We start from the raw sequence: 22,596 nt of genomic DNA, 5'->3' as shown, positions 1-22,596 counted from the left end.
GGACGCGGACCCGCCGGTCTTCCAGTGAAGGTCAGTCTTCCCGGTCAGGGCCAGTCTTCCCGGTCAGGGCCAGTCTTCCCGGTCAGGGCCAGTCTTCCCGGTCAGGGCCAGTCTTCCCGGTCAGGGCCGGTCTTCCAGTCAGGGTCAGTCTTCCGGTCAGGGTCAGCGGAAGGCCACGGGTCAGAGGAAGGCCACGGCCTGCTCCGCGGACGACTGGGCGTCCAGCCTGCCGAACCCGAAGCGCTGGTCCCGACCGGCCTCGCCATGGTCCTCCACGGTGCCCAGCAGGATGGCGCGGGTGGCGAACGGGTCGCCCCGCAGCGCCTTCTCCGTGGACTGCAGCAGCGCCACGGCCCCCGCCACGTGCGGCGCCGCCATCGAGGTGCCGTTGAACGCGGCCAGCCCGCCGCCGGGCACGGACGACACCACCCGCACGCCGGGCGCGCTGATGTCCGGCTTGATGTACTGGAGCCGTTCGTCGAACCACTGCACCGACAACGACTGCCCGCCGCTGAAGCCGGCCACCTGGTCCTGGGCATGCGTGGCGCCGACCCCGACGCACAGCGGGTCGTTGCCGGGACCGCCGCTGGTGCCGTGCCCCGAGTTGCCGATGGAGGCCACCACGACCACCCCCGACAACACGGTCTTCCTGATTGGCACGTTCCACGCCTGGCTGTAGCCGTCGCCGCCGAGCGACATGTTGATGACGTGCGCGCCCTGCCTGATCGCCCATTCCATGCCGGCGACGATCTGCGCGAACGTCCCCGAGCCGCCGGGCAGCACCAGCGCCGAGAGCAGCCGTGCCTCCGGCGCGACGCCGATGTTCAGGCCGCGCACGGTCCTGCCGACGAGGGTGCCCGCCGTGTGCGTGCCGTGGGAGCCGGAATCGTGCGGCGTGGAGACCACCAGGCCGCCGAGCGAGTTGAACTCCTGGAAGGCCGACACCTTGCCGGTGAGTGCCGGATGGCTGTTGTCCACGCCCGTGTCCAGGTGTCCGATCAGCACTCCGTCCCCCCGGCCGAGCCCGGCCCAGACCTCGGGCGCGCCGATCCTGGCCACGCCCCACGTGCTGCCGTCCACCGACTCCGGGCTGTCCTCCAGCGGAGTCTGTAACACCCGGGGGACGCTGTAGCGGGGGTTGGCGAACACCTCGGTGACGTTTTCGTGCGTGGCGAGGTCGGCCAGTTCGCCCGGGGTGCCCGACACCGCGATGGCATCGGCCAGCCACAGCCGGTGCGCCGACGGCGCGGCCGAGATGACCGCCTCATCCCTCTTGGGCACCTCCATCGCCCGGCGCTGGTAGTCCTTGCCGGCCGCGTAGCGCTCGCCGACCAGCGACAGCAGCTCCGATCTGCGGGTGGCCAGGCGCTCGCCGGCGAGCTGGGCCAGGGCCCGTTCCCTGCTCTCCCCGTTCGGGTCCGCCGGCTTCGTACGGATCAGGGCGGTGATGACCTCGTCATCCGCCGCCCGTGCGACCACCTGTCTGTAGGCGTCACTGAGCTTCTCATCTGACATGACTCTCCTCCGCGGTGTCGTGCCCGAACGTGGGGTTGGCGGTCATGAGGCGTACGTCGTCGCACTCGGCCAGAGCCTCCAGCACCGCGCGCCCGGCCCGCACCGCGGCGCATCCGGCCAGGGCGAGCACGGTGAACCGCAGCCGCCCCGTCTCCTGGCCCGCCGCCAGCCGCGCCGCGAGGCTCTCCAGCGACCGCGCCGGGTAGACGATCGCCTCCGCCTCCTCCTCCGGCCCCAGCCGATCGAGGACTTCGCGCAGCGCCGCCGTGACCTTGCCGTCCACGAGATCACCCCCACATCCGGCCGTGTACGGCGAAGATAGGCCCCGCCCGGCGGACCGCGCCTCGGAGTACGACCAGGGGTTTGCCCTGACCCCAGCACACCCGGCACATCCCCGCCCGGCCCGGCCGCCCGCCTCACTCGCCCGGCCCGATCTTCCCCGCGCCGTCCCAGGGTTTTCCCCTGGCCACTCACGGGGGCGCGGCCGGAGTGGCTCGTCTACCGTCCGTTATGGCCTTCCCCGACCCCTTCCAGAAGGAGCTCCGCCATGTCCACGTCCGTACCCAGCCGGCCGCTGCCGAGCCTCGTCTACGCCCAGGTCTCACCGAAGTCGCGCGGCGGCCGGTCGCTGTTCGAGTACGACTCCATCACCGCCGACTCCTCCCTGGCCATCGTCTCCGAGCCACAGGTGATCACCGACACCGTCAACCAGCTCCGCCGCATGGGTTTCCAGATCCTTCAGGTGTCGGACACGACGATCAACATCGCCGGCGCGCCCGACCTCTACCAGGACGTCTTCGACTGCCGGCTCACCACGGAGCCGCACGCGCTGCGCCCGGAGCAGCGCGACGGGGACGACGGCAAATTCGTGGAGTGCCTGCACGCCCGGCGCCCCGGCCTCATCGAGATCGCCTCCACCTCCTCCGACCTCGACCTCATCGAAGGGGTGGCGATCGAGGAGCCCCGCCTCCTGTTCGAGAGCGCCTTCCCGCCGTCGGTGGGCTACTGGCATCTGAGCGTCCCGGACCGCGTGCGTACCGGATGCAACGCCGACCTGGCGCACCGCAACGCCTACGACGGCCGGGGCGTGCGCGTCGCCATGGTCGACACCGGGTTCTACGACCACGCCTTCTTCCGTCACCGGCATTATCCCGTGGCGCCCGTCGTGCTGGGCCCGGGAGCGGCCCGCCCGGAGGAGGACGAGGTCGGGCACGGCACCGCCATGGCCGCCAACCTCTTTTCGATCGCGCCCAGGGCCGAGCTCACCATGGTGAAGATGAGCCACGTGAACACGACGGCCGCCTTCAACGTGGCGGCGAGCGGGAGCTACGACATCATCAGCTGCGGCTGGGGCGGGGACAAGAAGTCGGGGGTGCTCAGCGGCGCGGACTCCGTGCTGGCCTCGGCGATCGCGCGGGCGACCGGGAAGAACACCGTCGTCGTGTTCGCCGCCGGCAACGGCGACTTCGGCTTCCCCGCCCAGCACCCCGACGTCATCTCCGTGGGCGGCGCCTACCTGGACGAGCAGGGCGCCGTTCAGGCTTCCGACTACGCCAGCGGTTTCGAGAGCAAGATCTATCCCGGGCGGCGGGTGCCCGATCTCGCTGGGCTGGTGGGACTCATGCCGCGGGCCGCGTACCTCATGCTGCCGGTGCCTCCGGGCTCCCGGATCGATCGGGAGCGGCACCACGGCGGCGCGGCCCCTCCCGACGGCGACGGGACGGCCCCCGACGACGGGTGGGCGGTGCTCGGCGGCACCTCGGCCGCCGCGCCTCAGGTCGCCGGCGCGTGCGCGCTGCTCAAGCAGGTGTACTCGCCGATGTTGCCGTCCGAGGTGAAGAGGTTCCTGACCGATCATGCGCGCAACGTCGCCCAGGGGCAGGGCCACGACCGTAAGGGCATGAACAACCTGGCCATGCAGGACCGCCCCGACCTGGCCACCGGCGGCGGGCTGCTGGACGCGGGGCAGTCGACGGCGGCCGCCGCGTACGCGTACAAGTCGATCAGGTTCTGAGCGGGACATGATGGCGGACCGGCCGCGCGTGTTGCTGCTCAGCCTGCCGTGGCACGCGCTGGAGCGTCCCTCGCTCGGCCTGAGCCTGCTGCGGGCCGCGCTGCGGCGCGACGGCGTGCCGTGCGAGGTGCGTTATCTCGGCTTCCCGCTATGCGCGGCCATCGGCGCGCGCGACTACCGCTGGGTCGAGAACGAGCTGCCGCACCTCGCGTTCGCCGGGGAGTGGCTGTTCACCTCCGCGCTGTACGGCCCCCGCCCGGACGCCGACGAGCAGTACGCCGACCGGGTGTTGCGCCGCGCCTGGAACCAGCCGGAGGAGACGATCGACCGGTTGCGGGGACTGCGGGCCCGGTGCGAGGCGTTCGTGGACGAGTGCGTCGCCTCGATCCGCTGGGACGACTACGACGTGGTCGGCTTCACCTCCACCTTCGAGCAGAACCTCGCCTCGCTGGCGCTCGCCCGGCGGATCAAGCTCCTGCGCCCGGAGATCACGGTGGTCTTCGGCGGCGCGAACTGGGAGGAGGAGATGGGTCACGAGCTGCACGCGCGTTTCCCCTTCGTGGACGTGGTCTGCTCGGGCGAGGCCGACGTGTCCTTCCCCGCCTTCCTGCGCGGCCTGCGCGATGGGCGGGACGGCGGCGACGTGCCCGGCCTGGTCGTGCGCCGCGCGGGGGCGAGCGTGCGCACCGGGCGGGCGGCCCCGATCGCGGACCTGGACTCGCTGCCCGTCCCCTGCTTCGACGACTACCTCGCCGACCTGGCCGGCTGCCCGCCGGCCGCCGGCATCCCGCCCACGCTGCTGCTGGAGACCTCGCGGGGCTGCTGGTGGGGGGCCAGGCACCACTGCACGTTCTGCGGCCTCAACGGCGGCTCGATGGCCTTTCGCAGCAAGAGCCCCGAGCGGGTGCTGGCCGAGATCGACGGCCTGGTCCGGCGGCACGACGCCAAGGCGGTCGGCGTCGTCGACAACATCCTCGACATGCGCTACTTCACCACCGTGCTGCCCGCGCTCGCCGCCGCGGGCGCGCCCGTGCGCCTGTTCTACGAGGTCAAGGCCAATCTCAGCGCCGCGCAGGTACGCCTGCTCGCCAGGGCCGGCGTGTCGAGGATCCAGCCGGGCGTCGAGAGCCTCAGCGACCACGTGCTGGCCCTGATGCGCAAGGGCACCACTGCCCTGCAGAACGTGCAGCTGCTCAAGTGGTGCGCGGAGTTCGGTGTCCGCCCCGAGTGGAACCTCCTGTACGGGTTCCCCGGCGAGCGCGCCGAGGACTACGAGCAGACGCGGGAACTGGTGGACGCGATCGGCTTCTGCGCGCCGCCCTCCGGCCTGGACCCGGTGCGGCTCGACCGGTTCAGCCCCTTCCACTCCGACCCGGCCGCCTTCGGCCTGACGAACGTGCGCCCGATGGAGGTCTACCGGTACCTGTATCCCTTCCCCCCGGCGCCGCTGCGGCGCATCGCCTACTACTTCGACTACGACCACGCCGACGGCCGCCGTCCCGACGCGTACGTGGCCACGGCCGTGGAGCCGGTGCGCGCGTGGGTCGAGCGGGGCCCGCGCGGCTCGCTCAGCCTCGTGCCGCACGCCGAGGGCGGTTTCGTGCTGGTCGATGCCCGGGAGGAGGCGACGGTCTCGCACCGTCTGACGGGCTGGCGGGCGGCGGTGTACGACAGGTGCGACCGGGTCACCGCGGAGCGGGCGGCCATCGAGGCGGGCACCGCCGCGGGCGCCGAGCCCGACGAGGTCCGCGCGTTCCTGGCCGAATGTCACGCGCTGCGCCTGATGGCCCGCACCGGTGATCGCTGGCTGGCGCTGGGAGTGCATCGCCCGCCGCGCGAGCTTTAGGGGTGGAGCTATGGGGATTCGAACCCCAGACCTCCTCCATGCCATGGAGGCGCGCTACCAACTGCGCCATAGCCCCTTGCTGATCAACAAGTGTAACGGACTTCCGGAGCACCCGTGTCACGCCGGACCCCCGTGGTATTTCATGGGTTTCATGCCGGTCTTTGAGGAGCACCGAAGCCTGCTGATCGCGGTCGCCTATCGCATTCTCGGCAGCGTCGCCGACGCCGAGGACTGCGTCCAGGAGGCGTGGCTGCGCTGGTCGGGGGTGGATGAGTCGACGGTCGCGGACCCCAAGGGGTACCTGGTCACGGTGACCTCGCGGCTGGCCATCGACCGGCTGCGGTGGGCGAGGTCGCGGCGGGAGTCGTACGTCGGCCCGTGGTTGCCCGAGCCGATCAGCACCGCCCCCGACGCCGCCGAACGCGCCGAACTGGCCGACACCGTGGAGATGGCGATGCTGATCGTGCTGGAGACGCTGTCGCCGCTCGAGCGGGCCGTGTTCGTGTTGCGTGAGGCGTTCGACCTGCCGTTCTCCGAGATCGCGGAGATCATCGGGCGGGCCGAGCCGGCGACCAGGCAGCTGGCCAGGCGGGCCCGCGAGCACGTGCGGGACAAGCGTCCCCGCTTCGACGTGGACGCGGAGGAACGCAGGCGCGTCACCGAACGGTTCATGAGCGCCTCGGCCGTCGGCGACCTCGACGCGCTGATCGGGCTGCTCGCGGACCAGGTCACGATGGTCTCCGACGGCGGCGGCAAGGCCAGGGCGGCGCTGCGGGCCATCACCGGCGCGGAGAACGTCGGCCGCTACCTGTTGTCGATCAACTCGCCGGAGAACATCGCCCGCTTCATGATCTCGATCGGCATGGCGCAGGACGCGGAGTTGTCGTTCGGGATGACGACGCTGAACAACTCCCCCGCTATGGTGCTCGCCTCCGGCGGCCGGGTGGTCGCCGTCGTCTCGCTGCTGATCAACGAGGGGAAGATCGAGGAGATCTACCTGGTGGCCAACCCGGACAAGATCGGCCACCTGGCGCCCGCGAGCCCGTGAGCGTGTGAACCCGTGAGCGCGTGAACCCGTGAGCGCGTGAACCCGTGAGCGCGTGAACCCGTGAGCGCGTGAACCCGTGAGCGTGTGAACCCGTGAAGGGCCGGCGCCGCGGACCGCGAGCCCGTGATCAGGCGGCGCGGCCGGCCCCGGATCCCGCCATGCCGTGATCAGGCGGCGCGGCGGTGGACGGGGATGCCGGCCTCGTGGACCAGTTCCCGCAGGTTCACCCCGGTGTCGCGCAGGATTCTGCCCACGCCGTTTCCGCCGTCGGCGAGCAGCCCCCACAGCAGCCGCTCGCCGGTGACGGGACCGGGCTTCCACCTCGCCACCTCGATCACCTTCCTGGCGTGCATGGCCAGCGGGATCTCGCCCACGGGCCCGTACAGGACCACCCTCAGGGGGCGCAGGCGGGAGCGGCGCAGGGTCCAGGACGCGGGGTCGTCCACGCCGATCCGGGTGCGGCGGCGTACCTCGTCGAGGTCGATCCCGAGCGTGGCCAGCAGCGCGCGCCGGTCGTCCGCCCCCACGCGCTCGCGCACGTCGGCCGCGGAGGCGGTGAAGGCCGGCAGCGTGAACGGCCGCACCTCCGCCACGCCCAGCAGCAACAGGCCGGCGTCGAGCGCGGGCCTGCCCGCGTCGAGCGCGTGGATTCCCGCCTTGACCACGGCCCGGCGGGCCTCCCGCGTGAACCTGTCGAACATCACCCGCTCCTACCTCCCCGTCCTGCGCGCGTGCTTGCGGTGGGCCGACTGGCGCCTGACTCCCAGCGCGTCGGCGATCTGCTCCCATGACCAGCCCTGGGCGCGGGCGTTGGACACGTGCACCGCCTCCAGCTCCTCCAGCAGGGCCCTGAGCGCGGCCACCGCCTGCAACCCCACCCCGGGGTCGCGGTCGGCCGCCGCCTCGGCCAGCTTGGTGACTTCCATGGTGTCAGCATGTGCTGACAAGCACCCGCTTGTCAACACATGCTGACGGCAGTCCGCATCGTCAGGGTGTCCTCCTCCGGCGACAACGACAGCTCGACCCCGATCCCGGCCAGCTCCGCCGTGCCGCTCACGTGGGTCCCACCGCACGGGATGGACGCCTCACCCCCGGGCAACGAGCAGTGCCATGTACGGCGGGCGGTCAGTCCCGCGTCCGGCACCTCCACCCGGACCGGGGCGTCGGCCGCCACCCACTCCGCCAGTTGCTCGTTCACCCGCCGGGCGACCACCGCCGGGTCCAGGCCGTCGGCGGCGAACCCCTTCTTGCGCAGCGACTTGCCCAGCCGGTAGACGTCCTGGCTGTGGTGCGGGCCGATGCGGGAGGAGGTGATCGCCGCCTGGTCGAAGTCGGGGCTCCCGAGCGCGTCGGCCCTGACCTCCTTGCGCCAGCGATCGGCCAGCGCGGCGTTGAGCGCGAGCGCGGCCAGGTGACAGGCGGTGTGACCGGCCGAGAGCGCCGCACGGAAACCGGCATCGACCTCCAGGTCCACCTCGGACCCCACGGGCAGCGGTTCCGGCGTCACGTGGACCACCAGCCAGTCCCAGTCCTCGGCGCCGCGCCGCGCCGGGATGTCCGCGCCGAGAAAGACCTCGCCGGCCGCCGACCGCGCCCCCGTCAAGCAGTCGACGACCGGCAGCCCGCCGATCGTGCCGCGGTCCGCGGGCTGGTCGGGCCAGGTGTGGTCGAGGGGATGGAAAGGCGTCTCCGCCACGACGAGCCCGTGCCGGTCCCCCACCGGCACGACCCCGACGATCTGCGAGCGGCCGCTGGTCAGGCCGCTGGGAAAGGTGACAAGGGTGGACTTCACCCGGTCATTCTGGCAGCGGCCCCCCGCTCGTCCTCCAGGTAGCGGTCGCGGCCCGCGTACAGGCCGGTGAGGAGTTGCGCGACGAGCACCACGAAGATCAGCGTGTACGGCACCGCCCACCCGCCGGTCGTCTCCCGCAGCACGCCGACCAGCAGCGGGCCCGCGCCCGAGATGAGGTACCCGATGCTCTGGCCGAAGGCCGACAGCGCGGCCGTGACCTGCGGCGTACGGGTGCGCAGCGCCAGCATCATCAGCGCCAGCGGGAACGAGCCCATGCCCACGGCCACGAACACCACCCAGACCATCGCCGTGGAGGCGGGCGCCAGCCACAACCCGAGGAAGCCGACCACGTAGAAGGCGACGAGCGCGACCACGGTGGGACGCTGGTCGCCGAAGCGGGAGGCGATCATGGGCACGACGATCGAGACGGGGATGTTCAGCGCCGTGAAGACGCCGAGGATGAGCCCGGCCTGCGAGGTTGTGTAGCCGCCGTCGGTGAGGATCGTGGCGAGCCAGCCGAACATGATGTAGGCGATCATCGACTGGGTGCCGAAGTACACCGCGATCATCCACGCGAGCCTGCTCTTCAACAGCGCGCGGAAACCCACCTCCTGACCGCCGGCCGCCCGCGCGGGCTCGCTGCGCAGCAGCGCGAGCCACGGGATGGCGGCGACGACGGCGAAGGCAGCCCACACGCCGAGCGCGATGTGCCAGTCGCCCGACGCGCGCTCGATCGGCACGGTCGCGGCGGCGGCCAGCATGGTGCCCGCCGCGAGGGCCGTAGTGTAGACAGTGGTCATCAGCCCGGTACGAGCCGGGAAGTGGCGCTTGATCAGCGTCGGGATGAGCACGTTGCCGACGGCGCCGCCGGACAGCGCGACCGCGCTGCTCAGCAGGAACACCGGGGCCGAGTCGACCATCGACCTGACCAGCAGGCCCACGCTGAGCGTGATGAGGGCGAGCAGCAGCAGCCGGTGCTCGCCGACGCGCCTGGACAACGTCGGGGTGATCGCGCCGACGCTGGCGAAGGCCAGCACGGGCAGGGTGGTCAGCAGGCCGGTGCCGACGCTCGACATGCCGAGGCCGGCGGAGAGCTGGTCCAGCAGCGGGCCGACGCTGGTCACGCCGGTGCGCAGGTTGAGGGCGGCGAGGACGATTCCCAGCACGAGGAGCCAGGCCAGTGGGGTGGTTCTGCCGCGGGACTCCTGGGCGAGCACGCTCATGTTGGGGGAGGTCCTCCATTCATCAAATCATGGGACGAATCATCACCTTAACAGGACCGAAACGGGCTTTTATTCCTAACCATGACAAAACCCCCGGCGTGCGACGCCGGGGGGTCTTGTGGCAGCTCAGAGCACGGGCACGGTGTCCTTGGGAGGCTCAGAGCAGATGGCCTGAGCCCTCGCGGAGATTCAGGTCACAAAGCCTGAGCCCTCTCCGGTGGCTCAGATCACAGAGCCTGAACCCTCTCCGGTGGCTCAGATCACAGAGCCTGAACCTCCTCCGGTAGCTCAGATCACAGAGTCTGAACCCTCTCTCGCGGCTCAGAGCACGGGCCGTGGGCCCGCGGGAGGCTCATGACCCCCCGGAGGCGTCGGCGATCCGGGAGGAGCCGGAGACCCGGGAGGCGTCGGGGACCCCGGAGGTGCCGGGGAGCCGGGAGGCGCCGGGGGCACCGTGCCCGGAGGCGGTAGCGTGCCGCCCGGCCGGGGGTCGCCGCCGCCCACCGTGCCGGGCGGGACGTGCTGCGCGCTGTCGCCGTAGGTGGAGCCGCTCTGGTGCGGCCCCGGCACGTCACCGCGCCAGCCGCCGGTCTCGCCACCGCGCGACTCGACGAACGTCTTGAAGCGCTTGACGTCGCCGACCACCCGCATGCGCACAAGCTGCAGCCAGTCCCCGGCCGTCTCGATGAAGCCCTCGGGGTCGTACTCCATCTGGAGCGTGACCCGGGTCGTGTCGTCGTTGAGCCGGTGGAAGGTCACCACACCGGCCTGGTGCGGCTTGTCGGTGCTGCGCCAGGCGATGCGCTCGTCGGGGTGCTGCTCGGTGATCTCGGCCTCGAACTCGCGCCTGATGCCGGCGATCTCGGCCACCCACGCCGTACGCGTGTCGCCGAGCTGTTTGACCGACTCCACGCCCTCCATGAACTCGGGGAAGCTCTCGAACTGTGTCCACTGGTTGTAGGCCACCCTGACGGGGACCCTGACATCTTCAGAGTGTTCGATCGTGCTCATGGGGAGTGCCACTGCCCCGCCGCACAGGACGTTAACGTTTGCGCCAGAGCCAGTAGAACCCCACCAGCGGCAGCACGAGCGGGATGAACAGGTAGCCCCTGCCGTACCCCGACCACACGGTCGCGTGGGGGAAGGCGGCCGGGTCGAGGAGGCTGAGCGTGCCGATGACCAGCACGCCGGCCAGCTCGATGCCGAGCGCCACCAGCGCCAGGCGGCGCGCGCCGCGCCAGAGCGCGACGGTGAGCAGGATGTAGACCAGCGCCGCGAACGCCGACAACGAGTACGCCAGCGGCGCCTCGCCGAACCTGGTCGCGATCTGCACCCCCGCCCGCGCCCCCGCCGCCAGCGAGAACAACCCGTAGAGCGCGATCAGCGCACGCCCGGGACCGGAGGCGATGGACTCGTTCACGCCACGCCCTGCCAGATCTGCAGCAGCCTGGCCGTCATCACCGCGATCGCGAACCCGGCCAGCGCCAGGATCCCCGACCCCCACCTGCTGCGCTCGGCCAGCGCCAGGAACACCCCGGCGGGCGGGATCAGCGCCTCGCCACCGACGTACCCGAACAGCGTGACCTTGTCCGCCGGCCCCCCGCCGCCCGCCACCGCCGCGATCACGAAACCGGCCTGGACCAGCACCGCCACTTCCAGCAGGGCGAACCCGACCAGCAGAACCATGCCCATCGGCCGGTCACGGAAGGCGTTGATCAGACTCATCAGCATCAGCAGCAGCGCGCCGGAGATGACGATCGTGGAGACGATGGTGTTCATCGGGGCCAAGGCTATCGCCCGGGTGGCTCGCCCCCGATTTCACGGTTCGTCACGCGCGCAGGTGCCCCTCGATCCCGTCCAGCACCCAGTTGAGCCCGCGCTCGAAGTTGTCGTCCGCCCCCGGCACACCCCGCTCGATCATCGGCGCGAGCCGCGGGAACTCACCCCCGTCGATCAGCTCCCTGATGTACGGCTCCGCCACCGCGGCCCGCTCCGACTCGTTGACCCCCTGCTCCCTGGGCGCCCCGCGCTCCAGCGCCTCCCTGACCACGAACCCGGTCATGTAGTCGTTGAAGACCGCCAGGAACCGCCAAGCCGTCAGCCGATCGACCCCGAGCCCGTCGAACGCCGCCAGCTTCTGCTCGACGTGCCGCAGCCCGTTGGGCCCCACGGCCGCCCCGTGGCCGATCAGCCCGGCCCGCCACGGATGGCGCCGCACCACCTCGCGCTCGCGCCGGGCGAGCAGCAGCAGCGCCTCGCGCCAGCCCGTCGGCAGCGGCCCTTCGACCAGGGTCTCGGCGGCGATCTCGTCGAGCATCAGGGCCAGCAGGTCCTCCTTGCGCTCGATGTAGGAGTACAGCGTCATCGCCCGCGCCTCCAGGTCGGCGGCCACGCGCCTGATCGAGACCGCGTCCAGCCCTTCGGCGTCGGCGATGGCGATGGCCGCGGCCACGATCGCCTCCCGGGTCAGCACCGGGCGGCGCGGCGGCGAGGGTCTCGACCAGATGGAAGTCACGCCCGCGAGTTTATACAGCGTACGAAAGTGCTACGGTGTACGACATGCGATACGCCGTACGAAACTCCTTCCGGGCCACGGGCCTGGTCGTCCTGCTCGGCGTCGTCATGACGATGCTCGACACCACGATCGTCAACGTCGCGCTCGGCACCCTGGCCCGCGACTTCCACACCACGCTCGCCTCCATCCAGTGGGCGGCCACCGGCTACCTGCTGGCCATGTCCATGACGGTGCCGATCACCGGCTGGGCGGTGGGCAGGTTCGGCGTCAGGAACGTCTGGCTCGTCTCGCTCACGCTGTTCGTCGCGGGCTCCGCGCTCAGCGCCGCCGCCTGGTCGTTGTGGAGCCTGGTCGTCTTCCGCGCCGTACAGGGACTGGGCGGGGGCCTGCTCCTGCCGGCCGGTCAGATGATGCTGGCCCAGGCGGCGGGCAAGGAGCGGATGGGCCGGGCGATGGGCCTGATCTCGCTGCCCGCGATGCTGGTGCCGGTGCTCGGGCCGCCCCTCGGCGGGCTGATCGTGCAGGGCCTCGGCTGGCGTTGGTTGTTCCTGGTCAACGTGCCGGTCTGCGCGGTGGCGCTGCTGGCCGCGCTGGTCCTGCTGCCCCGCGAGCCGGGCGCGGGCACACGGCCCCTGGACGTGCTCGGCCTGGCCCTGCTCTCGCCTGGCCTGGCCGCGCTGGTCTACGGGTTGTCCGAGGTGGGCAACGGGGGTTCGGTGCTGCATCCCGCGGTGTGGATCGGCCTGGCGCTGGTGGCCGCGTTCACGGTGCGGGCGCTGCGCGGACAACCCGGCGGGACGCTGCTGGACCTGCGGCTGTTCGGTGACCGCACGTTCGCCTCCGCGGTGCTGGCGCTCGTGTGCTACTCGGCCGCGGCGTTCGGCTTCACCGTGCTGGTGCCGCTCTACAGCCAGCTCGCCCGGGGCGGCGACGCGCTGGAGGCGGGGCTGCTGCTGGCGCCGATGGGGATCGGCGCGGCGATCACGATGCCGCTGGCCGGCAAGCTCACCGACAGCCGGGGGCCGCGCGGCGCCGGGGCGGCGGGCGTGCTGCTGGCGGTGGCGGGCATCGGGGCGTTCGTGTTGCTCGGCGGGGGTCCCGGGCCGATGTTCTTGCTGGGGCTCGGGCATGGTCTGGTGGCCACGTCGGTGGCGGCGGCCGCGTACAAGACGCTGGAGCACACCGCCATTCCGGCGGCGACCACGCTGAGCACGATCGCGGTACGGCTCGCCGCCCCGTTCGGGGTGGCGGTACTGGCCGTGCTGCTGCAGTTGTTCACCGCGGCGGGCGTGGAGCGGGCCTTCACCTACGCCTTCTGGGTGGTGATCGGGCTGGCCGCGGTCTCGCTGGTGCCGATCGCGCTCATAGGATCGAAGTCGTGGAGAAGATCCTCGTCAGCGCCTGCCTGATGGGCCGCAGGGTGCGCTACGACGGCGGCGCGAAGACCAGCTCCGACGCCTGGCTGGCCCGGTGGCGGGAGGAGGGGCGGCTGGTGCCGTTCTGCCCCGAGGTGTCGGGCGGGCTGCCGGTCCCCCGGCTCGCCGCCGAGATCGAGGGCGGCGCGGGCGGGGCCGCCGTGTTGTCCGGCGCCGCCCGGGTGCTGGCGACGGACGGGTCCGACGTGACGGCCGAGTTCGTCGCGGGCGCGCAGGGGGCGCTCGCGGTGGCGCGGGCGCACGGGATCAGGATGGCGGTGCTGAAGGAGGGCAGTCCCTCGTGCGGCGCGCTGTCCATCTACGACGGCAGCTTCGAGGGGCGCCGCGTCGCCGGGCAGGGCGTCACCACGTCGCTGCTGGAGCTGAACGGGATCCGCGTGTTCGACGAGGCGCGGCTGCCGGAGGCGGCCGAACACCTGCGGACGGTCGAAGCTCACTCCCGCACCCTGGAGACGTAGAAGGCGCCGCTCAGGCCGGCGGTCAGCGCGACCGCCATCGCGTTGTGGTACCAGGTGAGCAGCGCGGTGGCGTCGGAGTCGTCGCCGAAGGCCAGCGCCAGGATGCCCAGGAGCACCCCGCCGAGTGCCGCCGCGTGGGAGTAGACGAGCCCGTCCCAGGCCCACGTCCGGTCGCGCAGCGCGCCGTACGAGCCGGCGAGCGCGGCCACGGCGCACAGCGGTTCGACGATCGCGGCGGGCACGATCACCGGTTCGCTCAGTGGCCCGATCGCGATCCCCGCGTGCAGCAGCCCGAACAGGAGGAAGACCAGGGCGTAGAGCAGCAGCAGCCAGCCCAGGGTCCTGCGGATCGCGTCCATGCCTCCACGCTGCCACCACGTCCCGACCACGGAATCGTCCTCAGGGTGTCGGCCCCGCTACGCTCTGCGGCGTAGGCAGCAGCTTGCGCACCAGGCGGATCACCTCCGCGATCGTCACCTCGGCCTCCTTGCCCGACTCGCACGCCGCCACCTCGCGGCCCGCCTCCCCCATCATCGTGGTCAGCAGCACGACGAGCACCTGACTCTCGCGCGAGTCGTCCAGTCCGAGCAGGCGTTTGTTGCCGCCGATCCAGTTCCAGCCGCGCTGCCTGCGCAGGATCGTGAACTCGGCGGGCCCGTCGTTCTCCAGGAACAGCCTGGCCACCTCGCGCTGCTCCCACGAGCCCTCCAGGTAGGCGCGGGCGCCGGCCAGGAAACGTTCCGAGGTGCCGGCGGTGGCCTTGGCCGCCCGGTGGGTGCGCTCCTCCTGGCCGCGCATGAACTGCTCCCACAGCGCCAGGAACAGGCCGGGCTTGCCGCCGAAGTGGTGGTACAGGCTGCCGACGCTGATGCCCGACGCCTCCACGATGTCGGCGACGGTGGCCTCGGCGTACCCCTTGGCCAGGAAGACGTCGCGGGCGGCGCGCAGCAGGGTGTCGCGGGTGCCGCTCGACCTGCTCCAGCGCCTGTTCCTCATCAGTACTCCCACGTGTCGGTGCGCCGCTCGTGGCCGATGCAGAACACGCCCGTGCCGTGTCCGCCCCTGGCCAGATCGACCCGGATCCAGCCGTCGGCGCGGGCCACCTTGGCCGTGTAGCCGCTGACCGGGGTGGCCGAGATCAGGCGGCAGCCGTCGGAGCCGAGCGAGAACACCACCTCGCCGCCCTTCACCGTGATCACCTTGTGCGAGCCCCCTGAAACCGCCGTCGGGGTCCGCGAAGGGGTCGGGCGTGGAGTCGGAGATTTCGTATTTTTCGGCGTTTGTGGTGGAGTGCGGCGCGGGGCGGGAGTCTCGGATTTGTGCTCCGAGATCGTCTGGGCGAGAAACGGCTGTACGTTCACATCGTCCACGAACTCGTTACGCAGCACGCCACGCACGCCGAACCACGAGACGGACACGGCGATCGCAGTGGCTCCGCACCAGATCGCGGCATATCTCAGGGCTCGACGCATGAGAGGCATTATGTACGGTGGTGCCCCATGGCGACGGTCCTCGTAGTCGAAGACGATGAATTCGTCAGATCGGCGATCATTCACGAGCTCGGCCGGCGGGAGCACGCGGTCCGCAGCGCCGGCTGCGCCCTCGACGCGCTCAGGGAGATCTCCCAGTCACCTCCCGACGCCGTCATCCTCGACCTCGGCCTGCCGGACCTGGACGGCTCCGAGGCGCTGCGCATGGTGCGCGGCATCTCCGACGTGCCGGTCATCGTGGCCACCGCCCGCGACGACGAGGCCGAGATCGTCAGGCTGCTGCGCGCCGGCGCCGACGACTACCTGGTCAAACCGTTCTCCGGCGAGCATCTCAGCGCCCGGCTGGACGCCGTGCTGCGCCGGGCCAGGTCCGCGCCGGAGCCCCGTACGCTGCGGGTGGGCGGCCTGGTCGTGGACGTGGACCGGCGCGAGGCCGCCCTGGACGGCGGGCCGCTCTCGCTGACCAGGCGCGAGTTCGACCTGCTGGCCTACCTCGCCGCCCGCGCCGACCGGGTCGTGCCCCGCAAGGAGCTGCTGGCGGAGGTCTGGCGGCTGGCCTACGGCGACGACCAGACCATCGACGTGCACCTGTCGTGGTTGCGCCGCAAGCTCGGCGAGAGCGCTTCGCGGCCCCGCTACCTGCACACCGTGCGCGGCGTCGGGTTCATGTTGTCAGCGCCGCGATGAGGAGGACCCTGGCGGTGCTGATGGTCGCCGTCACCTCGATGGTCGCGCTGGCCTTCCTCGTGCCGCTCGCGCTGATCGTCAAGGAGACCGCGCAGAGCAGGGCCGTGGCCGGCGCGGAGCGGCAGGCGTCGGCGCTGGTGCCGGTGCTGGCGGTGACGACCGGGAGCGAGGACCTGGGGCACGCGATGGCGCGTACCGAGGCGGGGCGGCGGGGCCTGCTGGCCGTGCACGTCGGCGGCGGCGCGACGGTGGGCACCTCGCGCGCCCCGGCCGCCGAGGTGTCCGGGGCCGCCGAGCAGACCAGGGCGAGCACGGTCGAGCTGGACGGCGGGTACGTGCTGCTGCGCCCCGTGGCGCTGGACGGCGACCGGGGCGCGGTGATCGAGGTGTTCGTGCCCGCCGGCGACCTCAACCGGGGCGTGTTCTCCTCCTGGGCGGTGCTGACCGGGGTCGCCGTGGTGCTGGTGATCGGCTCGGTGCTGGTCGGCGACCGGCTCGGGGCCCGGGTCGTACGCGCCGCGCGCCGCCTCGGCACGGCCGCCACCGCACTCGGCTCAGGCGACCTGCGCGAGCGCATCTACCCCGAAGGCCCGCCCGAGCTCCAGGCGGCGGCGACCGCGTTCAACTCCATGGCCAACCGGGTCACCCAGCTCCTGGCGGCCGAACGGGAGCTGGCGGCCGACCTGTCGCACCGGCTGCGCACGCCGCTGACCGCGCTCAAGCTCAGCCTGGACCAGCTCGGCCCGCAGGCGGAGCCCAGCAGGCAGGCGCTGGCGCGGCTGGAGGGCGAGGTAACCTCGATCATCTCGGCGGCCCGGCGGCCTTCCCGTGCGGCCCGCGCGTCGTGCGACGCGGCCGGGGTGCTGCGCGAGCGGCTGGCGTTCTGGTCGGCGCTGGCGGAGGACCAGGGGCGGCCGTGGCAGCTCGTCGGGGCGGGGCTGCCGGTGCGGGCGCCCGTACCGGCGGGGGAGCTGACGGCGGTGCTGGACGCGCTGCTCGGCAACGTGTTCCGGCACACGGAGGAGGGGACGGCGTTCAGCGTCACCCTGCACGAGGGCAGGGACGTGGTGGGCATCCTGGTCGCGGACGCGGGGCCGGGCATCGGTGATCCGGAGGCGGCGCTGGAGCGGGGGGCCAGCGGGAGCGGGTCCACCGGGCTGGGGCTGGACATCGCGCGGCGGCTGGCCGAGTCGACGGGCGGGGCGCTGCGGCTGGACCGTTCGTCGCTGGGCGGGGCTCAGGTGCAGGTCTGGCTGCGGGTCCCTACCGACCCGATTAATACTGAAAACCTCTCTAAGTCAGCCTTAAAGGACACTTAAGCGCGATATTTCGGCTTTTCGGGTGGCCCAATGTGTTCTGCATGCAGATCAACCGCAAGGCGCTTGTCGCCACCACCCTGGCCGCCCCCACCCTGCTCGTGCTCGCCGTGGCCCCCGGCGCGGCCTACGCGCACGGCACGATGAGCAACCCGCCCAGCCGCTTGATGGTCTGCTACAGCGAGGGTCCGGAGAGCCCGAAGACGGCCGCGTGCAAGCAGGCCGTGGCGATCGGCGGCACCCAGCCCCTGTACGACTGGAACGAGGTCAACATCGCCGACGCCGCCGGCCGGCACCGCGAGATCATCCCCGACGGGAAGTTGTGCAGCGCAGGCCGCGACAAGTACCGCGGCTTCGACCAGGCCCGCGCCGACTGGCCGGCGACCACGATGAGCAGTGGGGCCGCGCACACCTTCAAGTACCGCGCGACCGCGCCGCACAAGGGCTCGTTCGAGTTGTACATCACCAAGGACGGCTACGACCCGGCCAAGCCGCTGAAGTGGTCGGACCTGGAGACCAAGCCCTTCCACACCGTCACGAACCCGACCGTGGCCGACGGCTACTACACGATGGCGGCCAAGCTCCCGTCGCGGCAGGGCCGCCACCTGATTTACGCGGTCTGGCAGCGCAGCGACAGCCCCGAGGCGTTCTACTCCTGCTCGGACGTGGTCTTCGGGCAGAGCAACCCCTCCCCCGCGACCACGCCGACCGGCACCCCGACCGCGACCCCGAAGCCCACCCCGACCGGCACCGGCTCGGCCCCCGGCACTGCCACGCCGAAGCCCACCTCCACCCCGCCCCCGGCCGGTGGCGCCCTGGCCGCCATCAACGCGGGCGTCGGCGTCTCCCCCGCGAAGGCCGCCGTGGGCGAGCCGGTGAAGGTGACGGTCGCCTGCGGCGGCTCCCAGGTCCGTGACGTGACCTCCGCCGCCTTCGCCAAGGCCCGCAACGTGCCCGCCGCCGCCGTCGCCACGTGGTCGCCGAACATGAAGGCGGCAAAGGCCGGAACGCACGCGGTGACCGTACGCTGCAAGAATGGCGGCATCGCGCGCACCACGGTCACCGTGAACTGATCGGGAAATCTGTCCTGTCCCTTTCCTGGAAACTATTCGGCCCGCCCAAGAGTCGTACAGATGGGGCGCGTTGCAATATGGGGGATCCGTGATAACTCCCGCGGCGCGCCAGGGGGCCCGATTTTCATCGGGAAACGGGGAAAGGGACACGGCAATGCCTGTCAACCTGCAAAACGAACAACCCCTGGCCTGGGATTCGGCCACGCTCGACGCGGACACCAAGGCGATGCTCGACAATCTCCAGCCGAACATCCTGCGGGCGCACGTCCGTGACCATCTGTCCGTGCTGTTCGTCCGGTTCAACGATGTGGCCGAGGGCAAGGCGTTCCTGCGGCGCATCGCGACCACGAAGATGAAGTCGGCGCGCAAGCATCTGCAGGAGGTGCGCGACTTCGCCGCCGGCCGCCGCCGCGGGACGCCGTACGTGGGCATCGGCATCAGCAAGGCCGGCTACCGCGACCTCGGCCACTCGGTCGAGGACGTGCGCAAGTTCGGCGACCCGGCCTTCCGCGACGGCATGAAGCGGCGGGTCGCGATCGTGGGCGACCCGGCGGTGGACGCGTGGGACCGCGCCTACCAGCGGGAGATCCACGCCGTCATCCTGATCGGCGACGCTGATCCCGCGCCGGTGGCCGAGTTGCGTGATGAGATCCTCGGTGACCTGCCGGAGAGCGCCAGGCTGCTCGGCGAGGAGCGCGGTCAGGGCATGCACAACCCGGCCGGCGACGGCATCGAGCACTTCGGCTATGTGGACGGCCGCAGCCAGCCGCTGTTCCTGAAGGACGAGGTGGACAGGGAGCCGAAGGAGCACTGGGACCCGGCCTTCCCGCTGGGCAACGTGCTGGTTCCCGACCCGTTCGCGCCGAACCCGGTCCGCCACCACGGCAGCTACCTGGTCTTCAGAAAGCTGGAGCAGAACGTGCGGGCCTTCAAGGAGATCGAACGCGACCTGGCCGACGGTCTGGGCCTGGAGGGCGCCGACCGCGCGCGGGCGGGCGCCATGCTCGTCGGCCGGTTCAAGGACGGCACGCCTCTGACGCTCAAGCGCAGGGCCGGCGGCGGGCCGGTGAGCAACGATTTCAACTTCGACGCGGACGACGGCTCCAAGTGCCCCTTCGCCGGGCACGTCAGGAAGACCAATCCGCGCTCGTTCGGCCGCGAGGTGCTCATGGCCAGGCGGGGGCAGACCTACGGCGAGCGCACCGACGAGCCGTGGGACGACTCCCCGCCTGAGGACCGGCCGAGCGGCGAGGTCGGGCTGCTGTTCATGGCGTTCAACAGCAGCCTGCTCGACCAGTTCGAGTTCACGCAGCAGAGCTGGTCCAACAACCCGGACTTCCAGGTTCCGGGGACCGGCCACGATCCGGTCATCGGGCAGGGTGAGCGCGACATCAAGGTCACCTTCCCGAAGGTGTGGGGCGAGCCGGCGAAGTCCGAACCCCAGGCCCAGGTGGCGCAGACGGTCACGATGATGGGCGGGGAGTACTTCTTCGCCCCGTCCCTGGCCTACCTGCGCAACCTGTAGGAGCGTGCGCATAAGGATGTACGCCGGGTTCGATCCGGCGGAGGAGGCGGGCAACTGCCCGCCTCCGACATCATTTTCCGTATGACGATCGCGCTGCTGCTGACCCTCGCGGGGTTGGCCCTGGTCGACAGCACCAACTTCGGCACCCTGGGTATCCCCGTGTATCTGATGCTGGCTCTGGACCGGTCACGGGGCACCCGCCTGGCGATCTACCTGGCCACCGTGACCGGCTTCTACTTCCTGGTCGGGGTCGCGCTCATGCTGGGACTGAGCGCGGTGATGAACGCGTTCGGCGAGGCCCTGGAGAGCCGGCCCGCGCTGTTCGTGCAGCTCGCCCTGGGCGTGGGGCTGTTCGCGCTGAGCTGGCGGTTCGACCCCAAGTGGCGGGCCAAGCGGGGGCTGCCGCAGCGCACGTTCGAGCCGAAGGTGGGCGGGCCGCGCACGATGGTGCTGCTGGGGCTGACCGCGGCCGGGCTGGAAGTGGCCACGATGGTGCCCTACCTGGCCGCGATCGGCATCATGACGACCAGCGGACTGCCGATGGCGCAGTGGCTGCCGCTGCTGGCGGCGTACGTGCTGGTCATGATCCTGCCGGTGCTGGTGCTCATCGGGGTGCGCGCGCTGGCCGGGGAGCGGCTGGAGTCGAAGCTGGAGCGGCTGCGGGCCTGGATGACCAAGAACTCGGCGTCGATGGTGAGCTGGGGCATCGCGATCGTCGGCTTCCTGCTGGCCAGGGACGCGGCGACGCGCCTGGGCCTGCTGAACATCGTGATCGACACCACCTGACCCCCGGCACGGCGAAGGGCCCTAATATCAGATCTCCGGGGGGAGATCTAGATGTTGCGGGCTTTTCTGAGGACGGAGGCGGGCAGCACGAGCGTGCTGCTCGTCGCCACCATCACGGCGTTGTTGTGGGCGAACTCGCCCTGGGCCGACACCTACGAGTCGTTCTGGCACATCCAGACCGGGATCTCCTTCGGGGACGCCCACTTCTCGCTGGACCTGCGTCACTGGGTCAACGACGGCCTCATGGCCGTCTTCTTCTTCCTCATCGGGCTAGAGGTCTCCTACGAGGTGCGGCTCGGGCAACTGCGCGACCGGCGGCTGATCGCCGTGCCCGCCGTGGCGGCGCTCGGCGGGATGCTCGTGCCGGCCGGCCTGTATCTGCTGCTCAACTGGGGCGGCCCGGGAGCGGTCGGGTGGGGCGTGCCGATCGCCACCGACACCGCCTTCGTGCTGGGCGTGCTCGCCGTCGTGGGGGCGCGCTGTCCCGATCCGCTGCGGGCGTTCCTGCTGACGCTGGCCATCGTGGACGACGTGCTCGCGATCATGATCATCGCGCTCTTCTACACCGCCGCGCTGTCCTATCCCGCCCTGCTCACCGCCGCGCTGCTGCTGGCGGCCATCATGACGCTGCGGTGGCTGAAGATCTGGCGGGCGCCGGCGTACATCGTGCTGGGGTTCGCGCTGTGGGTGGCCACGCTGGAGAGCGGCATCCACCCGACGCTCGTGGGTATCGCGCTCGGGGTGCTCGTCTTCGTGTACGCGCCCACCGACCACAAACTGCTGCTGGCCGGCGAGGCCGTACAGGAGTTCACCAGCGAGCCCAGCGCGCAGGCCGCCAGGGAGGCCACCCGGCGGGTGCAGCGGGCCGTCTCGGTCAACGAGCGGCTGCAACTGCGGCTGCACCCGTGGAGCAGCTACGTGATCGTGCCCATCTTCGCGCTGGCCAACGCGGGGGTGCGCCTCGACGCCGAGACCCTGCGGGCCGCCGCCACCTCGCCCATCGCCATCGGCGTGGCGCTGGGGCTGGTGGCCGGCAAGTTCGTGGGGATCGCGGTGGGCACCTGGCTGCCGCTGCGGTTCGGCTGGGGGATCCTGCCGGGGAACCTGGTGTGGGGGCAGTTGCTGGGCGGGGCGGCGGTGTCGGGGATCGGGTTCACAGTGTCGCTGTTCATCGTGGAACTGGCCTTCGAGGACCACGCCCTGCACGACCAGGCCAAGATCGGGATCCTGGCGGGCTCGTTGTTGTCCGCCGTGCTGGGATGGGTGATCTTCAAGCTGGCCTGGGACCGGGGCGGGGTGTGCGCGCCGCCCGACGCCGAACCCGCCGAGAACCTGCCCAGCACGCTGGCCGTCCCGGTCGGCCCTGCCGACCACGTGCGCGGCCCCGCCGACGCCCCCATCACGATCGTCGAGTACGGCGACTTCGAGTGCCCGTACTGCGGCCGGCTGCACCCGATCCTGGAGGAGATCCGCCGCAAGAACCCCGACGTGCGCCTGGTGTTCCGGCACTACCCGCTGCGCTCGCTGCACCCCCGGGCGGCCGCGTCCGCGATCGTCGCCGAGGCCGCCGCCGACCGGGGCAGGTTCTGGGAGATGCACGACATCCTCTACGACAACCAGCGCTTCCTCACCGACGCCGACCTGGAGCACTACGCCGCCGAACTGGACGTCGAACCCTGGTCGGATGTGGCCGGGCACGTCGCGAGAATCGCGGTGGACGAGGAGTCCGGCCACGACAGCGGCGTACGCGGCACGCCCGCCCTGTTCCTGAACGGCGTGCGGTACGAAGGCGGCCATGATCTGGACTCGATCACCCGTGCGGTGGAAGAACTACGTCAGTCCGCGTAACGTCGTCGAATCGCCTCTGACCCC

Annotated in this window: 24 protein-coding genes and 1 tRNA gene; 11 read left to right on the top strand and 14 right to left on the bottom strand. The window is 71.4% G+C overall.

Features of this window, described 5'->3' with window-relative positions; all coding sequences use genetic code 11:
- Nucleotides 1–180 precede the first annotated feature (180 nt).
- Entirely contained in the window at nucleotides 181–1,515 is a 1,335-nt protein-coding gene (locus AB0I81_RS37525; RefSeq protein WP_360667035.1) for a S8 family serine peptidase, read from the bottom strand.
- Nucleotides 1,505–1,798, bottom strand: coding sequence for a hypothetical protein (locus AB0I81_RS37520; RefSeq protein ID WP_360667032.1), 294 nt, complete (start codon nucleotides 1,796–1,798; stop codon nucleotides 1,505–1,507). The genes AB0I81_RS37525 and AB0I81_RS37520 overlap by 11 nt, the downstream gene beginning before the upstream one ends.
- Before the next feature lie 264 nt (nucleotides 1,799–2,062).
- Between AB0I81_RS37520 and AB0I81_RS37515 the strand changes: the two genes are divergently transcribed.
- Both AB0I81_RS37515 and AB0I81_RS37510 read left to right on the top strand, forming a co-directional pair.
- Nucleotides 2,063–3,529 carry a S8 family serine peptidase gene (locus AB0I81_RS37515; protein ID WP_360667029.1) on the top strand — a complete coding sequence of 489 codons (1,467 nt, stop codon included), beginning with the start codon at nucleotides 2,063–2,065 and terminating at the stop codon, nucleotides 3,527–3,529.
- Nucleotides 3,530–3,536: 7 nt separating this feature from the next.
- Nucleotides 3,537–5,375, top strand: coding sequence for a RiPP maturation radical SAM C-methyltransferase (locus tag AB0I81_RS37510; RefSeq protein WP_360667026.1), 1,839 nt, complete (start codon nucleotides 3,537–3,539; stop codon nucleotides 5,373–5,375).
- Between the two features lie 3 nt (nucleotides 5,376–5,378).
- Here AB0I81_RS37510 and AB0I81_RS37505 read toward each other — a convergent pair.
- Nucleotides 5,379–5,451: transfer RNA gene (locus AB0I81_RS37505), tRNA-Ala, on the bottom strand.
- A gap of 75 nt (nucleotides 5,452–5,526) precedes the next feature.
- On the opposite strand from AB0I81_RS37505, the gene AB0I81_RS37500 reads away from it, so the two are divergent.
- The gene (locus AB0I81_RS37500) at nucleotides 5,527–6,423 is read left to right on the top strand and encodes an RNA polymerase sigma-70 factor (RefSeq protein WP_360667023.1); all 897 of its coding nucleotides are present in this window, start codon (nucleotides 5,527–5,529) and stop codon (nucleotides 6,421–6,423) included.
- Between the two features lie 167 nt (nucleotides 6,424–6,590).
- Here the strand turns inward: AB0I81_RS37500 and AB0I81_RS37495 are convergent, their stop codons facing one another.
- From AB0I81_RS37495 to AB0I81_RS37460, 8 genes are all read right to left on the bottom strand, one after another.
- On the bottom strand, nucleotides 6,591–7,124 hold the full coding sequence (locus AB0I81_RS37495) for a Clp protease N-terminal domain-containing protein (protein ID WP_360667020.1): 534 nt from the start codon (nucleotides 7,122–7,124) through the stop codon (nucleotides 6,591–6,593).
- A 9-nt stretch (nucleotides 7,125–7,133) separates the two neighbouring features.
- A complete protein-coding gene (locus AB0I81_RS37490; RefSeq protein WP_360667017.1) occupies nucleotides 7,134–7,349 on the bottom strand; it encodes a helix-turn-helix domain-containing protein in 216 nt (71 codons plus the stop codon).
- A gap of 32 nt (nucleotides 7,350–7,381) precedes the next feature.
- Complete coding sequence (locus AB0I81_RS37485) at nucleotides 7,382–8,215, bottom strand: metal-dependent hydrolase (RefSeq protein ID WP_360667014.1); 834 nt, start codon at nucleotides 8,213–8,215, stop codon at nucleotides 7,382–7,384.
- Entirely contained in the window at nucleotides 8,212–9,438 is a 1,227-nt protein-coding gene (locus tag AB0I81_RS37480) for an MFS transporter (RefSeq protein ID WP_360667011.1), read from the bottom strand. Before AB0I81_RS37480 ends, AB0I81_RS37485 begins: the two co-directional genes overlap by 4 nt.
- A 321-nt stretch (nucleotides 9,439–9,759) precedes the next feature.
- Nucleotides 9,760–10,449: an SRPBCC family protein gene (locus AB0I81_RS37475; RefSeq protein ID WP_360667008.1), complete on the bottom strand. Its 690-nt coding sequence runs from the start codon at nucleotides 10,447–10,449 to the stop codon at nucleotides 9,760–9,762.
- Between the two features lie 31 nt (nucleotides 10,450–10,480).
- Nucleotides 10,481–10,858: a hypothetical protein gene (locus AB0I81_RS37470; RefSeq protein WP_360667005.1), complete on the bottom strand. Its 378-nt coding sequence runs from the start codon at nucleotides 10,856–10,858 to the stop codon at nucleotides 10,481–10,483.
- Nucleotides 10,855–11,217, bottom strand: a complete 363-nt coding sequence (locus AB0I81_RS37465) for a hypothetical protein (RefSeq protein ID WP_360667003.1) — start codon at nucleotides 11,215–11,217, stop codon at nucleotides 10,855–10,857. The genes AB0I81_RS37470 and AB0I81_RS37465 overlap by 4 nt, the downstream gene beginning before the upstream one ends.
- Before the next feature lie 49 nt (nucleotides 11,218–11,266).
- On the bottom strand, nucleotides 11,267–11,953 hold the full coding sequence (locus AB0I81_RS37460; RefSeq protein WP_360667000.1) for a TetR/AcrR family transcriptional regulator C-terminal domain-containing protein: 687 nt from the start codon (nucleotides 11,951–11,953) through the stop codon (nucleotides 11,267–11,269).
- A gap of 44 nt (nucleotides 11,954–11,997) precedes the next feature.
- Between AB0I81_RS37460 and AB0I81_RS37455 the strand changes: the two genes are divergently transcribed.
- Together AB0I81_RS37455 and AB0I81_RS37450 are read left to right on the top strand one after the other, a co-directional pair.
- Nucleotides 11,998–13,362 (top strand): DHA2 family efflux MFS transporter permease subunit, encoded by a 1,365-nt coding sequence (locus AB0I81_RS37455; protein ID WP_360666998.1) that lies wholly within the window; start codon nucleotides 11,998–12,000, stop codon nucleotides 13,360–13,362.
- A complete protein-coding gene (locus AB0I81_RS37450; RefSeq protein ID WP_360666995.1) occupies nucleotides 13,332–13,847 on the top strand; it encodes a DUF523 domain-containing protein in 516 nt (171 codons plus the stop codon). The genes AB0I81_RS37455 and AB0I81_RS37450 overlap by 31 nt, the downstream gene beginning before the upstream one ends.
- Here the strand turns inward: AB0I81_RS37450 and AB0I81_RS37445 are convergent.
- Genes AB0I81_RS37445 through AB0I81_RS37435 form a run of 3 tightly spaced genes read right to left on the bottom strand, consistent with a single transcriptional unit; the run spans nucleotide 13,823 to nucleotide 15,037 of the window.
- Nucleotides 13,823–14,206 carry a hypothetical protein gene (locus AB0I81_RS37445; RefSeq protein ID WP_360666992.1) on the bottom strand — a complete coding sequence of 128 codons (384 nt, stop codon included), beginning with the start codon at nucleotides 14,204–14,206 and terminating at the stop codon, nucleotides 13,823–13,825. The two genes, AB0I81_RS37450 and AB0I81_RS37445, sit on opposite strands and share 25 nt — an antisense overlap.
- 40 nt (nucleotides 14,207–14,246) lie before the next feature.
- Nucleotides 14,247–14,843 (bottom strand): TetR/AcrR family transcriptional regulator, encoded by a 597-nt coding sequence (locus tag AB0I81_RS37440; protein WP_360666989.1) that lies wholly within the window; start codon nucleotides 14,841–14,843, stop codon nucleotides 14,247–14,249.
- Entirely contained in the window at nucleotides 14,843–15,037 is a 195-nt protein-coding gene (locus tag AB0I81_RS37435; RefSeq protein ID WP_360666986.1) for a hypothetical protein, read from the bottom strand. Before AB0I81_RS37435 ends, AB0I81_RS37440 begins: the two co-directional genes overlap by 1 nt.
- 309 nt (nucleotides 15,038–15,346) lie before the next feature.
- On the opposite strand from AB0I81_RS37435, the gene AB0I81_RS37430 reads away from it, so the two are divergent.
- From AB0I81_RS37430 to nhaA, 6 genes are all read left to right on the top strand, one after another.
- The gene (locus AB0I81_RS37430; protein ID WP_360666983.1) at nucleotides 15,347–16,024 is read left to right on the top strand and encodes a response regulator transcription factor; all 678 of its coding nucleotides are present in this window, start codon (nucleotides 15,347–15,349) and stop codon (nucleotides 16,022–16,024) included.
- Nucleotides 16,021–17,343, top strand: a complete 1,323-nt coding sequence (locus AB0I81_RS37425; protein WP_360666980.1) for a HAMP domain-containing sensor histidine kinase — start codon at nucleotides 16,021–16,023, stop codon at nucleotides 17,341–17,343. Before AB0I81_RS37430 ends, AB0I81_RS37425 begins: the two co-directional genes overlap by 4 nt.
- Nucleotides 17,344–17,384: 41 nt before the next feature.
- Nucleotides 17,385–18,413 (top strand): lytic polysaccharide monooxygenase, encoded by a 1,029-nt coding sequence (locus AB0I81_RS37420; RefSeq protein ID WP_360666977.1) that lies wholly within the window; start codon nucleotides 17,385–17,387, stop codon nucleotides 18,411–18,413.
- 154 nt (nucleotides 18,414–18,567) lie between these two features.
- The gene (locus AB0I81_RS37415) at nucleotides 18,568–19,938 is read left to right on the top strand and encodes a Dyp-type peroxidase (RefSeq protein ID WP_360666974.1); all 1,371 of its coding nucleotides are present in this window, start codon (nucleotides 18,568–18,570) and stop codon (nucleotides 19,936–19,938) included.
- An 81-nt stretch (nucleotides 19,939–20,019) separates the two neighbouring features.
- Nucleotides 20,020–20,724, top strand: coding sequence for a GAP family protein (locus AB0I81_RS37410; RefSeq protein ID WP_360666971.1), 705 nt, complete (start codon nucleotides 20,020–20,022; stop codon nucleotides 20,722–20,724).
- Between the two features lie 51 nt (nucleotides 20,725–20,775).
- Nucleotides 20,776–22,572 carry a Na+/H+ antiporter NhaA gene (nhaA, locus tag AB0I81_RS37405; protein ID WP_360666968.1) on the top strand — a complete coding sequence of 599 codons (1,797 nt, stop codon included), beginning with the start codon at nucleotides 20,776–20,778 and terminating at the stop codon, nucleotides 22,570–22,572.
- Nucleotides 22,573–22,596: the final 24 nt, after the last annotated feature.

It is taken from the genome of Nonomuraea sp. NPDC050404 (assembly GCF_040655495.1).
In the GTDB taxonomy this organism is placed as follows: Bacteria; Actinomycetota; Actinomycetes; order Streptosporangiales; family Streptosporangiaceae; genus Nonomuraea.
The sequence above is the reverse complement of the archived record's forward strand: the minus strand, read 5'-3'. Positions and strand labels throughout refer to the sequence as shown.

What these genes read in the sequence shown, in the direction of transcription:
- AB0I81_RS37525 (WP_360667035.1), bottom strand. Translation starts at nt 1,515, where the DNA reads ATGTCAGATGAGAAGCTCAGTGACGCCTACAGACAGGTGGTCGCACGG.
- AB0I81_RS37515 (WP_360667029.1), top strand. Translation starts at nt 2,063, where the DNA reads ATGTCCACGTCCGTACCCAGCCGGCCGCTGCCGAGCCTCGTCTACGCC.
- AB0I81_RS37510 (WP_360667026.1), top strand. Translation starts at nt 3,537, where the DNA reads ATGATGGCGGACCGGCCGCGCGTGTTGCTGCTCAGCCTGCCGTGGCAC.
- AB0I81_RS37500 (WP_360667023.1), top strand. Translation starts at nt 5,527, where the DNA reads ATGCCGGTCTTTGAGGAGCACCGAAGCCTGCTGATCGCGGTCGCCTAT.
- AB0I81_RS37495 (WP_360667020.1), bottom strand. Translation starts at nt 7,124, where the DNA reads ATGTTCGACAGGTTCACGCGGGAGGCCCGCCGGGCCGTGGTCAAGGCG.
- AB0I81_RS37490 (WP_360667017.1), bottom strand. Translation starts at nt 7,349, where the DNA reads ATGGAAGTCACCAAGCTGGCCGAGGCGGCGGCCGACCGCGACCCCGGG.
- AB0I81_RS37480 (WP_360667011.1), bottom strand. Translation starts at nt 9,438, where the DNA reads ATGAGCGTGCTCGCCCAGGAGTCCCGCGGCAGAACCACCCCACTGGCC.
- AB0I81_RS37475 (WP_360667008.1), bottom strand. Translation starts at nt 10,449, where the DNA reads ATGAGCACGATCGAACACTCTGAAGATGTCAGGGTCCCCGTCAGGGTG.
- AB0I81_RS37465 (WP_360667003.1), bottom strand. Translation starts at nt 11,217, where the DNA reads ATGAACACCATCGTCTCCACGATCGTCATCTCCGGCGCGCTGCTGCTG.
- AB0I81_RS37455 (WP_360666998.1), top strand. Translation starts at nt 11,998, where the DNA reads ATGCGATACGCCGTACGAAACTCCTTCCGGGCCACGGGCCTGGTCGTC.
- AB0I81_RS37445 (WP_360666992.1), bottom strand. Translation starts at nt 14,206, where the DNA reads ATGGACGCGATCCGCAGGACCCTGGGCTGGCTGCTGCTGCTCTACGCC.
- AB0I81_RS37440 (WP_360666989.1), bottom strand. Translation starts at nt 14,843, where the DNA reads ATGAGGAACAGGCGCTGGAGCAGGTCGAGCGGCACCCGCGACACCCTG.
- AB0I81_RS37430 (WP_360666983.1), top strand. Translation starts at nt 15,347, where the DNA reads ATGGCGACGGTCCTCGTAGTCGAAGACGATGAATTCGTCAGATCGGCG.
- AB0I81_RS37425 (WP_360666980.1), top strand. Translation starts at nt 16,021, where the DNA reads ATGAGGAGGACCCTGGCGGTGCTGATGGTCGCCGTCACCTCGATGGTC.
- AB0I81_RS37420 (WP_360666977.1), top strand. Translation starts at nt 17,385, where the DNA reads ATGCAGATCAACCGCAAGGCGCTTGTCGCCACCACCCTGGCCGCCCCC.
- AB0I81_RS37415 (WP_360666974.1), top strand. Translation starts at nt 18,568, where the DNA reads ATGCCTGTCAACCTGCAAAACGAACAACCCCTGGCCTGGGATTCGGCC.
- AB0I81_RS37410 (WP_360666971.1), top strand. Translation starts at nt 20,020, where the DNA reads ATGACGATCGCGCTGCTGCTGACCCTCGCGGGGTTGGCCCTGGTCGAC.
- nhaA (WP_360666968.1), top strand. Translation starts at nt 20,776, where the DNA reads ATGTTGCGGGCTTTTCTGAGGACGGAGGCGGGCAGCACGAGCGTGCTG.